We start from the raw sequence: 13,169 nt of genomic DNA on the forward strand, positions 1-13,169 counted from the left end.
CGCTGTCGACAGCGAGTATAGGCGGGGTTCTCCCGGGAGTGAAGGGAGCGCCGCGGACTTCGCCCGGTCGGCCGCCGTGACGGCCGACCGGGCGGTCCGCTCAGCCGCAGTCGACGGCGGGCACGTCGACCGACACCTGCGCGTCCACGGGCTCTCCGCCGAGCTCGCCGTGCGCGGTGACCACCGCGGTCGTCGCCTCGACGGCCCGCGCCCGCGTCGCGAACGACTGGTAGCCGGACGCGCCGGGCACGACGTCGGCGACCGTGCGCTCGCCGAACGCGGTCGCCAGGCCGAGCGTGAGCCCGACCGGGACGTCCTCGCCGTTGAGCGCGCGCAGGGCCACGTAGGCCTTGCCGGCCAGGCACCGCGCCTGCGCCTCGACGCGCACGTCGGCGGCGGTGCCGACGACGCCGCCGGACGACCCGACGACGACGCCACGGTCGGGGACGAGCCGCACGTGGTCGACGTTCACGTTGCCCGTGTCGCCGCGGTCGTAGCGCAGGCCGACGCGCGTCGTCCCCTCGCCCACGGTCACGCGCACCGGCTCCGTGAAGCCCCAGCGACGCCACCGTTCGGCGTCCTGCCCGAGGTTCGGGAACGGGACGGGGCCGGACGAGACGCCGTCGACCGTGAGCGAGAGCTGGCGGTCGAGGGGGGCGACGACCATGCCGTTGGCGTAGCGGAAGCTCACCTCGTAGGTGGTCCCCGGCGCGACGCCCGCGACGTCCACGGCGAAGGCCGCCCCCTCGCGGCTGAGGGTGCGGACGAAGCCCGTGCCCGTGTAGCCGGGGTGCTCGGTCGTCGTGATCGCGCCCCCGCTCAGCGTCCCGGCCTCGGCCTCGAGCACGAGCTCCTCGCGCTGGGCCGCGACGAGACCGCCCAGGGCCTCGGCCGCGGGACCGGCGGGCAGGGCGGCGAGCGCGGCGGCCGCCCGGTCGAGGGCCCTGCCCACGGCGGCGTCGTCGTCGCGCGTCGCGGCACGGACCGCGGCGGCCAGCGGTGCCCTCGCGGCGGCGGCGTCGCCCGCGGTGAGCTCTCCCGCCTCCTCGGCCGCGTGCAGGTCGGCGAGCACGCGCGGCAGCCCGACCCGCTCGCCGAGCCACGGCGCCACCGCGGTGTCGAGCGTCGCGAGCGCGCCTCCCCCGACCTGCTCGGACGAGCGCGTGAGCAGGACCGTCCGCACGCTCTGCGCGGCGACCTGGGCGGCGCCCAGGTCGGCGTCGGCCGCCGCCGCGACGAGCGCACCGACCCGCGTCGTCAGCAGCGCCGCCGTCGCGGGGTCGAGGTCGCCGTCCGTGCGAGCGGCGGCCACCAGGGCCTCCAGGGCGGCGCCGTCCGGGTACGGCAGGAGCGCCGCCCGGGCGGGCTCGCCCAGCGCGTCGTCCGCCCCGGCGACGGCGAGCTCGTTGTGCTCCGTGTAGGACACGTCGGCCGCGTCGAGGGTGAACGCGAGCTCGCGCGTCTGTCCGCCGCCGACCCGCGCGGTCGTGCCCGCGACCGTCTCGCCGTCGAGGACCAGGTGCGCCTCCGCGACCGTGGTGCCCGCGTTCGCGACCTGGGCCGTGACGTGGACCGACCCGGTCGCCGGGTCGAACGTCGCGGTCGGCGTCCCCACGAGGTCCAGACGGGCGCGCTCGTACGGCGTGAGCTTTGCGAGGTCCTCCGCGGTGGCGGGCCGGAGCCGGACCGCCTGCCCGCCCGCCCCGACGAGCGACGCGCTGAGGACGTCGTCGGAGGTCACGAGGGACCGCGTGACCTCGACCGCCGTGGGGTTGCCCTTCCAGCTCGCGTCCTGGGCGTCGGCCCAGACCTCCGCGACGTACGTGACGCCGTCGTCGAGCATGTCCAGCGGGACGTCGAGCGTGCGGTCGACCTCGTCGGTCACGACGCCCACGTACCAGGTGTCGCCGCTGCGGCGGGCGGTCGTCACGTGGTCGCCGATCTGCGCGTCCACGCGCGACTCGTCCCACGTCGCCGGCATCCCGCGCAGGTACTCGAACGCCTCGGGGTGCTTCGCGTAGTTCTCGGGCGTGTCCGCGAGCATCTGGAGCGGGCTGTAGAAGGTCGTGTAGAGCGCGAGCTGGGTGGTGGTGGTCGTCTGCACCCGCGTGTTGAGCTTCGCCGGGTCCCACAGCACGTCGAGCACGCCCGGCGTGTAGTCGGCCGGGCCGCCGATCCAGCGCGTGAACGGCAGGATGGTCGCCTGCTCCGGCGGGTTGCCGTTCGCGCCCATGTAGTTCTGCTGCTCCATGCCCGCGACGCCCTCGCCCGTCATCATGTTGGGCCAGGTGCGGTCCTTGCCCGTGGGCTTGATCGCCTCGTGCGCGTTGACGGAGATGCCGTGCCGCGCCGCCGCCTCGACGACGCGCTGGTAGTGCTTCACCGCCTCCTGGTCGTAGTGGCTGCGGTTGACGCCGCCGAGCTGGAAGCGGGTCGCGTAGCCGGTCTTGATCGCGTGGATCCCCCACTCCTCGTACTGGGAGAAGATGCGCTCGAGGTTCTGGTCGTAGTAGTCGACGTAGCCGCGCGTCTCGTTGTGCGCGACGAACCCGACGCCCTTCTCGGCGCCGTAGCGCAGCACCTCGTCGAGGTCGACGTCGGGCATCGGCGTCGTGAAGTCCTGGTTGGTCCAGGAGCCCCCGGCGTTGGTGTTCCAGCCCTCGGCGAGCACGTACCGGGCCCCCGCGTCGGCCGCGAGGTCGATGTAGTCCTTGATCCGCGCGGTCGTGGCGCCGTGCTTGGCACCTGCGGTCCACGTCGTGTCGCGGCGCTGGAGCTCCCACCACACGCCGGTGTACGTCCCCGCCTCGATCCAGTCGGTCGTGTCGGCGGTGCCGTCGCCGTCCGAGTCGACGTCGCACACGGCGCACGGCGGGTTGAGGTTCTGGACCAGGTGCGACTCGGCGAGGTCGCCCGCCGCGCGGCCCACCTGCACCGTACGCCAGGGCGTCACGACGTCCTTCTCGCGCGCGTCGAGCACCGCCTTGGTGCCGTCCGGGAGCGCGACGAGCTCGCTCACCAGGGTCCCGGGGGTCGCGCCGCGGACGAGCGTCATGCTCGCGTAGTCCGTGAGGTCGGCCTCGTGGACGGCGAGGAACAGGTCGTCGCCGCGGGAGAGCGTGAGCGGCGTCTGCGCGTCGGGCACGTCGCCGACAGGCGCGGTCCTGTAGTGCTTCTCGTCCGCGTTCCAGTCCGTGCCGGCGCGGATGAAGTACGCGGTGAGGTCCGCCGGGAGCGCGAACTCGGTCCGCTCGGCCGTCACGACGAACGGGCCGCTCGCGAGCGCGTCCTGGTGAGGCAGGACGTAGCGGAACCCGACGCCGTCGTCGAACACGCGGACCACGACGTCCAGCGCCAGGCCGGAGGAGTGGCGCGCGTGCACGGTGAGCTCGTTCGCGTGGTTGCGCACCGACGAGCTCGTGCCCCACGCGGGTGTCCACGTCTCGTCGATCTCGTCGCGCTCGACGGACTCGACGGTCATCCCGGAGGTGAGGTCGACGTCGGGGGAGCGCAGCACGAGGCCGAGACCGGAGGAGCCGACGACCGTCGTCGTGCCGTCCCGCACGACGTCGTAGGTGAGGCGCCCGTCGACGACGCCGACCGTGAGGTCGAGGCTGCCGTCGGGCGACGAGACCTCGTGCCCGTCGAGCGGCTCGACGACCGACGAGGAGGCGGACGCCTCCGGTGCGGCGAGCGCGGGAGCCGCGGCGCCGACGGGCGCGACGAGCGCGAGCGTGAGGGCGGCGCCGGAGAGCAGACGGGCGCGGCGGCGTCGTGCGGTCGGCGGGGGCGGGGTGGGATGGTGCGGCATGTGGTGGTACACGAGGCTCCTTGAGACGTCGTCGTCCTGGGGGCCGTCGGCAGCCTGCGGTCGTGCGCGGGTGCCGCGCGGCGCGGCGGTCGCGGGGTGCGCGCCCGTCGTCGTGCGGTGGGTGGTGGTACGACGGAGGGGCGGGCCGGACCTGGTACGACCAGGTCCCGCCCGCCCCCCGCGTGCTCGGCTCGACCGGAGGTCAGCCCTTCACCGAGCCGGACATGAGTCCGCCGATGAAGTACTTGCCGAGGATGATGTAGACCAGCAGTGTCGGCAGGGACGCGAAGAGCGCACCGGCCATGGACACGCCGTAGTTCTGCAGCAGCGCGCCGTTCGCGAGGTTGTTCAGCGCGAGCGTGACGGGGCCGTTCTGGCTCGAGGAGAAGAACACCGCGAAGAGGAAGTCGTTCCACGACGAGGTGAACTGCCAGATGAGCACGACCACGAAGCTGGGGATCGAGATCGGCAGGATGATCGACCAGTACGTCCGGAACATCCCGGCGCCGTCGACGCGCGCGGCCTCGATGAGCTCGTGCGGCACGGTCATGTAGTAGTTGCGGAAGATGAGCGTCGTGATCGGGATGCCGTACACGACGTGCAGCAGGATCAGCGACGGCACGCCGCTCGGGATGCCGAGGTCCAGCACGAGCTGGTTGAGCGGGATCATCACGGCCTGGTAGGGGATGAACATCCCGAACAGGATCAGGGTGAAGACCAGGTTCGAGCCCTTGAAGGACCAGCGCGAGAGCACGAACCCGTTGAGCGAGCCGAGGAAGGCCGCGATGATCGCCGACGGCACGACCATCTGCAGCGTGCGCAGGATCGCGGGGGACAGCGCGGTCCATGCCGTCTGCCAGTTCTCGAGGGTCCACACCTGCGGCAGCGACCACGCGCGGGCGGGCGACGCGTCGCCGGTGCCCTTGAAGCTCGTCACGAGGAGCACGTAGACCGGGATGAGCACGATGATCACGAAGAAGATCAGCGCGGCGTACTTGAGGGTGCGACCCACGGAGAAACGGTTCTTGGGCACCGTGCGGTGCAGGTCGATCGGGCGACCGGCGGTGTCCGGTGCCGGCACCGAGGTGGCTACGACGTCGGTCATCGCTTCTCCTGACGGTTGGTGCGGACCAGGTAGGGCACGATGACGACGGCCACGATGATCAGCAGGATCGAGCCGACCGCCGCGGCGTTCGCGTAGTCGAAGCTCGACTTGAACACGTACATGTCGACGGCCGGCACCTTGGTCTGGTAGTTCGCCGGCTTCGAGATCGACATGATGAGGTCGAACGACTTGAGCGACATGTGGCCGATGATGATGAGCGCGGAGAGCGCCACCGGCGAGAGCTGCGGGAAGAGCACGTGGCGGTAGAGCTTCCACTCGCTGGCGCCGTCCATGCGGGCGGCCTCGCGCAGCTCGTCGGGGATGCCGCGGAACCCGGCGAGGAAGAGCGCCATGACGTAGCCGGAGAGCTGCCAGATCGCGGGGATCGCGATGGCCGTGATGCCCCAGGTGACGTTGTTCCACCAGTTGTTCTGGAGGAAGTCGAGCCCGATGATCTGGAACAGCCGGTTGAGCCCGCTCGCCTGCGCGTCCTGGTTCGAGTTGAGGAGCCAGCGCCACACGACGCCGGAGGCGACGAACGACACGGCGAAGGGGAACAGGTAGACCGAGCGGAACAGGCCCTCGCCCTTGACGGGCTTGTCCATCATCCACGCCCAGAGGAAGCCCATGACGAGCGTGCCGGCGAGGAACACCACCGTGTAGAGGACGAGGTTCTTCAGCGAGTGCTGGAACGCCTCGCTGCCGAGCAGGTCGACGTAGTTCTCGAACCAGACCACCACGGACGGCTTCTGTCCCGTGGCCTGCGCGGCCGTGTGGTTGTCCGTGATCGAGGTCTGGAAGTTCGCGCCGATGAGTCCGTACACGAACACGCCGACGAGGATCAGCGAGGGGGCGAGCATCAGCAGCGCGGGGCCGGCTCGTCGCAGTGACTTGAGCATGGTGGGTCTTCCCGGTCGTGGGTGTGGGACGCGGCGCAGGGGGGCGCCCGGTGTCCCGGGGACGCGTTCCGGTCGCGCGGGTCCGCCGCGCGCCGACGGGAGGTTCCCGACGACGCGCGGCGGCTCCGGTGGAGCGGTGTCAGCCCTGTGCGGCGGCAGCGAGCTCGGACTGGTAGGTCGCGAGGTCGGACCCACCGGACGTGAACTTGCTCGTCGCGTCGGAGATCGCGTTGAGCGTCGCGACCGGCGCGGCGGCGCCGTGCGCCAGCGAGGACACGATCGTGTCGTTGCCGAACGACTCGATCGCCGTCTGCTGGTACTCCGAGAACTCCGACGGGTCGGCGTCGGTGCGGGCCGGGATGGAGCCCTTGGCCTTGTTGAACGCGACCTGGCCCTCGAGCGAGCCGACGGTCTCGAGCCACGCCTTGGCGCCGTCGGGGTGCGGCGCACCCACCGGGAGGGTGAACGAGTCGGCGAGGAAGTCGAACACGCCGTCCGTGCCCGGGACCGGGAACGCGGTGAAGTCGGTGCCGAGCGTCTTGCCCTGCTCCTCGAACGCCGCGACGGCCCAGTCGCCCATGACGTTGAACGCGGCGTTGCCGTCGATCACCATCTGGGTCGCCTCGGGCCAGTCGAGCCCGTCGCGGTCGGTGTTGGTGTAGCTCATGAGCTTCTCGAAGTCCTCGAGGGCGGCCGTGACCTCGGCGCCCTCCCAGTCGGTCGAGCCGTCCCACAGGCCGTTGTAGCCCTCGGCGCCGAGGTCCGCGAGGAGCACGGTCTCGAGCAGGTTGACCTGGGTCCAGGTCGTCGCGACCGACAGCGGCGTGACGCCCGCGGCCTTGAGCTTGTCGAGGTCCGCCATCCAGGCGTCGAGGTCCGCGTACGTCGCGGCCGGGTCGACGCCGTTGGCCTCGAGGACCGTCGGGTTGGCCCACACGACGTTCGCGCGGTGGATGTTCGACGGGATCGAGTAGATCGCGCCGTCGTCGGACTTGAGGCGGTCGACGAGGTCGGCCGGGAAGACGTCGTTGAGGCCGAACTCGTCGTACAGCGACGAGACGTCCTCGATCTGCGCGGCGTCGATGTAGTCCTGCAGCTCGGCACCGGCGTGCGCCTGGAACGTGTCCGGCGGGTCCTGCGCCTGCAGGCGGGACTGGAGGAGGTCCTTCGCGGCCGAGCCGGCGCCGCCGGCGACCGCGCCGTTGATGAACTCCACGTCGGGGTGCTGCTCGTTGAACACGCCGACCAGCGCGTCGAGACCCGCCTTCTCGGAGCCTGCGGCCCACCAGGTGAACACCTCGACCTCGTCGCCGCCCCCCGAAGCGCCTCCGTCCCCGGTGCCCCCGTCACCGGAACCACCGCCGCTGCACGCGGCGAGTGCGAGACCCACGAGGGCGGCCGTCGCCACCGTCGCGCTCGTCCTGCGATCGATTCGCATCGTGATTTCCCTACGCCTTCTTCGGTCGTGGGGGACCGGCGAGACGACCACGTCTCATCGGCCGGGCGCACCGGCGCGCCCTCGAACCCGCTGCCCATACAACGTCCCGGTGCGGCTTGATGTCAAGAAATGAACGCAAGCGTCGCCGAATCGTGATCTTCGCGTCAGGTCCTGCACGCAACCAGCGGTTCTGTCGAGTCTGGCCTAGGATGACAGCGCTGTCCAGTTCGTTCAGAAGATCGGCTCAGCGTCCACGCCCGGCCTGTCCCACCTGGACGGGAGTGCCCCGGCGGTATCCTGACCTGCGTGCGCGCTGACCGGGTGACCCCGGGCTCGCAGACTTCACTGCGTGAGGCCAACCGAGCTCGGATCGTGAGCGCCGTCCAGCAGCGTGGCTCCCTCACGCAGATCGAGCTGGCCGGCGTCACCGGCCTGTCCCCGGCCACCGTCTCCAACATCGTCAAGGAGCTCACCGGCGCGGGCGTCCTGCACACCTCGCCGTCCACGCGCAGCGGCCGCCGCGCGCTCCAGGTCACGCTCGCGCGCAACCTCGGGCTCGTCGCCGGCGTCCACTTCGGCACCCGGTCCATGCGCGTCGCGCTCGCCGACGCGTCCATGCGCGTCCTCGCGGACCAGCGCATGCCCCTGGCCCCCGACCACCGCGCGGACACCGGGCTGCAGCGCGCCGCCCTGCTCGTCGAGGAGATGGTCGCGTCCGTCGACGCCGCACCCGACGAGCTCCTCGCCGTCGGCGTCGGCGTGCCCGCGCCCGTCGACGTGCGCGCGGGGCGCATCGCGACGGTCGGCATGATGCGCGGCTGGGACGGCGTCGTGGTGCCCGAGGTGCTGGAGGCCGAGCTCGGCGCGCCCGTGACCGTGGACAACGACGCCAACCTCGGCGCGCTCGCCGAGACCCGGTTCGGGGCCGCCGTCGGGCACGACGCCGTCGCGTACCTGCGGGTCTCCCACGGCGTGGGCGGAGGGCTGGTGCTCGGGGGGAGGGTCGTGCACGGGCGCGCGGGCGTCGCGGGCGAGATCGGCCACGTCACCATCGACGAGAACGGCCCGGTGTGCCGGTGCGGCAACCGGGGCTGCCTCGAGATGTACGTCGGTGCCGGGGTGCTGCTGTCCATGCTCTCCGAGAGCCGCGGCCCCCTCACCCTGCGCGACGTCATCGCGCGCGCCCAGGAGGGCGACCCCGGGTGCCGCCGCGTCCTGTTCGACGCCGGCCAGCACCTCGGCGTCGCGGCCGCCAACCTGTGCAACCTGGTCGACCCCGAGATCGTCGTCGTCGGGGGACAGCTGGCCGACGCGGGGGAGGCCCTGCTCGGGCCGCTGCGCACGGCGCTCGAGCAGCGGACCGTGCCGAGCACCGCCGGCCCCGTCGAGGTGGTCGCGTCCGAGCTCGGGTCCGCCGCCGAGGTGCGCGGGGCGCTCGCCGTCGCGCTCGACCTCGCACGCGTCAGCGGGTCGCTGGGGGTGAGCGCATGACCGGGGCGACCGCCGCGCGCACGGGGCCGACCCGCCGTCGGGCCCGGACCGCCGTGACCGGCGCCCTCGCGGCCGTCGTCGTCGCGCTGCTCGCGCTCGCCGGCTGCGCCGCGCCCGAGGAGCCGACCGGGCCGTCGGAGGGGACCATCGGGCTCCTGCTGCCCGAGGCGAAGACCGCGCGCTACGAGACCACCGACCGCCCGACCTTCGTCGGCGTCGTCGAGCGCCGCTGCCCCACGTGCGAGGTCCTGTACGCCAACGCTGCCCAGGACGCCGCGAACCAGCAGCAGCAGGCCGAGTCCATGCTCGCGCGCGGTGCCGACGTGCTGGTCCTCGACGCGGTCGACGCGGTCGCCGCGGTGAGCATCGTCGCGGAGGCGCAGCGGCTCGGGGTGCCGGTCATCGCCTACGATCGCTTCGTCGAGGGTGCGAACTACTACGTCTCGTTCGACAACGAGCTCATCGGGTACCTCATGGGGGAGGCGCTCGTGGGCGCGGTCCTCGACCGCGCCGAGCAGGACCCGCCGGCGCAGGGCCGGCGGCCGGGCGTCCTGCTCGTGCAGGGCTCGCCGACCGACCCGAACGCCGCGGAGCTCGCCGCCGGCGCCCACCGCGCGCTCGAGGGAGAGGACATCGACGTGCTCGCCGAGTACGACACCCCCGACTGGAGCCCCGACAAGGCGACCGAGTGGGTCGAGGGGCAGCTCACGCAGTACAGCGGCCGCGTCGACGGCGTGTTCGCGGCGAGCGACGGCATCGCGGGCGGCGCGATCGCGGCGATGAAGGCCGCCGGCCTCGACCCCGTCCCGCCCACCACGGGACAGGACGGCGAGCTCGCGGCGGTCCAGCGCGTCGTCTCCGGCGACCAGTACATGACCGTGTACAAGGCGACCGCCCAGCAGGCGCGCACGGCGGCCGAGCTCGCCGTGCGCGTGCTCCGCGGCGAGGACCCCCGCGCGACCGCCGTCATCGACGGCGTCCCGAGCCTCCTCCTCGCGCCGCGCGCGGTCGGGATCGACGACGTGCAGCGCGTCATCGTCGACGGCGGGGTCTACACCGTCGACGAGATCTGCACCTCGTACTACGTCGACGCGTGCGTCGAGGCGGGGCTCCTGGAGGTCGCCCCGTGAGCGCCCCCGTCCTGTCGCTGCGCGGCGTCTCCAAGAACTTCGGCGGCGTCCGCGCGCTCGTCGACGTGGACGTCGACGTGCACGAGCACGAGGTGCTCGCCGTCGTGGGCGACAACGGCGCCGGCAAGTCGACCCTCGCTGGCGTCGTCGCGGGCGCGTTCCGGCCCGACGCGGGAGAGGTCCTGCTCGACGGCGCGCCCGTCGTCCTCGACTCGCCCGCGGCGGCGCGCGCGCACGGCATCGCGGCGGTGTTCCAGCAGCTCGCCCTCGTCGACGACCTCGACGTCGTCGAGAACGTGTTCCTCGGGCAGGAGACGCTGCGCGGCCCGTTCCTCGACGAGATCGCCATGGAGCGCGAGGCCTGGGGCCTGCTCGACCAGCTCGCCGCGACCGTCCCGTCCGTGCGGCAGCCCGTGCGCACGCTGTCCGGCGGGCAGCGGCAGGTCGTGGCCGTCGCGCGGGCGCTGCTGGGCGCACCGCGCGTGCTCGTCCTCGACGAGCCGACGGCGGCCCTCGGCGTCCGGCAGACGGCCGAGGTGCTCAACCTCATCGAGAAGCTGCGCGAGCGCGGCCACGCCGTCGTGCTCATCAGCCACCAGGCGGGCGACCTGCAGGCCGTCGCCGACCGCATCGTCGTGCTGCGGCTCGGGCGCGTGCACGGCGAGTTCGCGGGCGACACGTCCTACGAGGACCTGCTCGCCGCGATGACGGGCGCCGTCCGGCCCGCGCGGTCGGGGGGCGCCACCCGGCCCCCGACCGGCCCCGGGCGCGAGCCGCGCGAGCGGCGCTCCGGCGGCACCGGGGCGGTGCACCGATGAGCGTCCCCGGCCGCACCTCGGGCGCGGCGCTCGACCGCTCGTCGACCGGCGCGCTGTCCGGGAGCGTCGTCCGGCAGCTGCGCGGCGCCCACCTCGGCATGCTCCCGATCGTCGGCGCGCTCCTGCTCATCTGGGTCGTGCTCGGCGCGATCAACCCGGCGTTCCTCTCGGCGGAGAACCTCGTCAACCTCACGCTCCAGAGCGCGCCCACGGGGATCATCGCGCTCGGGGTCGTGCTCGTGCTGCTGGTCGGCCAGATCGACCTGTCCGTCGGCTCCGTGAGCGGGCTCGCCGCGGCGGTGCTGGCGGTCGGGACCGTGAACCTGGACTGGCCCGTCGGGCTCGCGATCCTCGCGGCGCTCGCCGTGGGCGTCGTGGTCGGCCTGGGGTACGGGATGCTGTCCACGCGCCTCGGGCTCGCGTCGTTCGTCTTCACCCTGGCCGGGCTGCTCGTCCTCGCGGGCGTGCAGCTGCGGGTGCTCGGTCCCTCGGGCTCGATCAACATCCCGTTCGAGTCCTGGCTCGTGCGCACCGTGCAGCAGGGCTTCCTCGCGCCGGCCGCCGCCTGGGTCCTCGTGGTCGTGGTGGTGGTCGGGTACGCCGCGCTGCGCGTCGTCGACCACCTGCGTCGCGTGCGCGCGGAGCTGCCGAGCCCGGGCCTGGGCCGGATCGCGGTCCGCACCGCCGTGCTCGCCGCGGTCCTCGTCGGCTCGGTCGCGTACCTGGGGACCGCGCGCGGGATCGGCTACACGGTCGTGCTGTTCGTCGCGCTCGTCGTGGTGGTGGACGTCCTGCTGCGCCGCACGCGCTGGGGGCGGTCGGTGCGCGCCGTCGGCGGGAACCGACGCTCCGCGCTCCTCGCGGGCGTCGCGGTGCGGCGGACCGTCGTCTCGTGCTTCGTCGCCTGCTCCACGTTCGCCGCACTGGGCGGCATCCTCGCGGCCGGGCGTCTCGCCGCCGCGAACCAGGGCACCGGCGCCGCCGACACCTACCTCACGGCGATCGCCGCGGCGGTCATCGGCGGGACGAGCCTGTTCGGCGGACGCGGGAGCGCATGGTCCGCGCTGCTCGGCGTGCTGGTCATCCAGTCGATCGCCAACGGGCTGACGCTGCTCAACCTCGACACGGCGACGCGATACATCGTGACCGGAGCGGTGCTCCTGCTCGCTATCGTCGTCGACATGCTCATCCGCGGTCGACGGGAGGTCTGATGATGGTGATGCAGGGGGAGAGCACGGGCGCGCTCCCGCCGGGCGGGAGCGCGGCGACGGCGCGGGGTGCCGTGACGGGCACCCCGACGGAGACGGCGGCACGCCCGCACGCAGGGCGCGGGGGCCGACGGCCGACCCTCGCGGCCGTCGCGGAGGTCGCCGGCGTGAGCCTCAAGACGGCGTCGCGCGTCCTCAACGACGAGCCCAACGTGGCGCCGCAGACGCGGGCCAAGGTGCAGGAGGCCGCGCAGCGGCTCGGTTTCCGCCGCAACGCGGTGGCGGCCGACCTGGCGCGCGGTGGCTCCTCGCGGCTCGTCGGCTTCGTCACCGGCGACCTCGCGAACCCGTTCTACTCCGCGCTCGCGAGCGGGATCGAGCGCGAGCTGCGTCACCACGGGCTCCAGCTCATCACGACGAGCTCCGACGAGGAGCCCGAGCGCGAGCGCTCGCTCACGGAGGCGCTCGTCGAGCGCCGCGTCGGCGCGCTCGTCGTGACGCCCACGTCGACGGACCACTCGTCGCTGCGCCGCGAGCTCGACGACGGCCTGCCCGTCGTCTTCATCGACCGGCCCGCGCAGGGCGTCGACGCGGACACCGTCGTCATCGACAACCGCGGCGGGGTGCGCGACGCCGTCACGCACCTGCTCGCGCACGGGCACCGGCGGATCGCCCTCGTGGGAGACGTCTCCCGCCTGTGGACGTTCCAGGAGCGTCGCGACGAGTTCGTCGCGACGCTGCGCGGCGCGGGCGTCGAGGACCCGTCGCGGTACGTGCGGGACGGTGCCCACGACGCCGATCTCGCGCGCGCGTTCGTCGCGGAGCTCCTGGCCCTCCCGGAGCCCCCGACGGCGTTCGTCACGGCGAACAACAAGATCACGGTCGGTGCGCTCCACGCGCTGCGGGACCGCGTGTCCGCGGGCGGCGCGGCGGACGTCGCGCTCGTCGGCTTCGACGACTTCGAGCTCGCGGACCTGCTGAACGTGACGGTCGTGGGGTACGACGTCGTCGAGATGGGGCGCCAGGCTGCGTCGCTCGCGGTGTCACGGGCCGAGAACCCGGAGCTGGCCCCGCGCCTCGTCGTGGTGCCCACGCGCCTCGTCGTGCGGGGCACGGGCGAGGTCTCCGGCCCGGGAGCCTAGGCCCGCGGCGCCCGGGAGCCCGGGCCCGCGGCGCCGGGCGCGACGGCAGCGTCCCGTCCGGTCCCGGCGGCCTCGGCCGCGTTGACAAAGACCGTCGCCCGCGCATAAGTTCGGGCTGCCCCTGACA

Annotated in this window: 9 protein-coding genes; 5 read left to right on the plus strand and 4 right to left on the minus strand. The window is 73.3% G+C overall.

The genetic code is table 11. The features are described 5' to 3' along the window. Nucleotides 1-100 precede the first annotated feature (100 nt). From ACTJIY_RS17865 to ACTJIY_RS17880, 4 genes are all read right to left on the minus strand, one after another. Complete coding sequence (locus tag ACTJIY_RS17865; protein WP_440675101.1) at nt 101-3,823, minus strand: glycoside hydrolase family 97 catalytic domain-containing protein; 3,723 nt, start codon at nt 3,821-3,823, stop codon at nt 101-103. Nucleotides 3,824-4,013: 190 nt separating this feature from the next. Beyond that, nucleotides 4,014-4,916 (minus strand): carbohydrate ABC transporter permease, encoded by a 903-nt coding sequence (locus ACTJIY_RS17870; RefSeq protein WP_253052372.1) that lies wholly within the window; start codon nt 4,914-4,916, stop codon nt 4,014-4,016. Next, nucleotides 4,913-5,815 carry a carbohydrate ABC transporter permease gene (locus ACTJIY_RS17875; RefSeq protein ID WP_237841486.1) on the minus strand — a complete coding sequence of 301 codons (903 nt, stop codon included), beginning with the start codon at nt 5,813-5,815 and terminating at the stop codon, nt 4,913-4,915. Before ACTJIY_RS17875 ends, ACTJIY_RS17870 begins: the two co-directional genes overlap by 4 nt. A gap of 139 nt (nt 5,816-5,954) precedes the next feature. After that, nucleotides 5,955-7,253, minus strand: coding sequence for an ABC transporter substrate-binding protein (locus ACTJIY_RS17880; protein ID WP_253052374.1), 1,299 nt, complete (start codon nt 7,251-7,253; stop codon nt 5,955-5,957). Nucleotides 7,254-7,625: 372 nt separating this feature from the next. On the opposite strand from ACTJIY_RS17880, the gene ACTJIY_RS17885 reads away from it, so the two are divergent. Genes ACTJIY_RS17885 through ACTJIY_RS17905 form a run of 5 tightly spaced genes read left to right on the plus strand, consistent with a single transcriptional unit; the run spans nt 7,626 to nt 13,042 of the window. Next, entirely contained in the window at nt 7,626-8,744 is a 1,119-nt protein-coding gene (locus ACTJIY_RS17885) for an ROK family transcriptional regulator (RefSeq protein ID WP_253052376.1), read from the plus strand. Beyond that, nucleotides 8,741-9,874: a substrate-binding domain-containing protein gene (locus ACTJIY_RS17890; protein WP_253052378.1), complete on the plus strand. Its 1,134-nt coding sequence runs from the start codon at nt 8,741-8,743 to the stop codon at nt 9,872-9,874. The genes ACTJIY_RS17885 and ACTJIY_RS17890 overlap by 4 nt, the downstream gene beginning before the upstream one ends. Then, the gene (locus tag ACTJIY_RS17895) at nt 9,871-10,692 is read left to right on the plus strand and encodes an ATP-binding cassette domain-containing protein (RefSeq protein ID WP_353707412.1); all 822 of its coding nucleotides are present in this window, start codon (nt 9,871-9,873) and stop codon (nt 10,690-10,692) included. The genes ACTJIY_RS17890 and ACTJIY_RS17895 overlap by 4 nt, the downstream gene beginning before the upstream one ends. Next, nucleotides 10,689-11,903 carry a sugar ABC transporter permease gene (locus ACTJIY_RS17900; protein ID WP_253052382.1) on the plus strand — a complete coding sequence of 405 codons (1,215 nt, stop codon included), beginning with the start codon at nt 10,689-10,691 and terminating at the stop codon, nt 11,901-11,903. The genes ACTJIY_RS17895 and ACTJIY_RS17900 overlap by 4 nt, the downstream gene beginning before the upstream one ends. After that, nucleotides 11,903-13,042, plus strand: a complete 1,140-nt coding sequence (locus ACTJIY_RS17905) for a LacI family DNA-binding transcriptional regulator (protein ID WP_353707414.1) — start codon at nt 11,903-11,905, stop codon at nt 13,040-13,042. Before ACTJIY_RS17900 ends, ACTJIY_RS17905 begins: the two co-directional genes overlap by 1 nt. Nucleotides 13,043-13,169 lie beyond the last annotated feature (127 nt).

Source organism: Cellulosimicrobium sp. 22598 (assembly GCF_052044445.1).
Taxonomy (GTDB): Bacteria; Actinomycetota; Actinomycetes; order Actinomycetales; family Cellulomonadaceae; genus Cellulosimicrobium; species Cellulosimicrobium cellulans_G.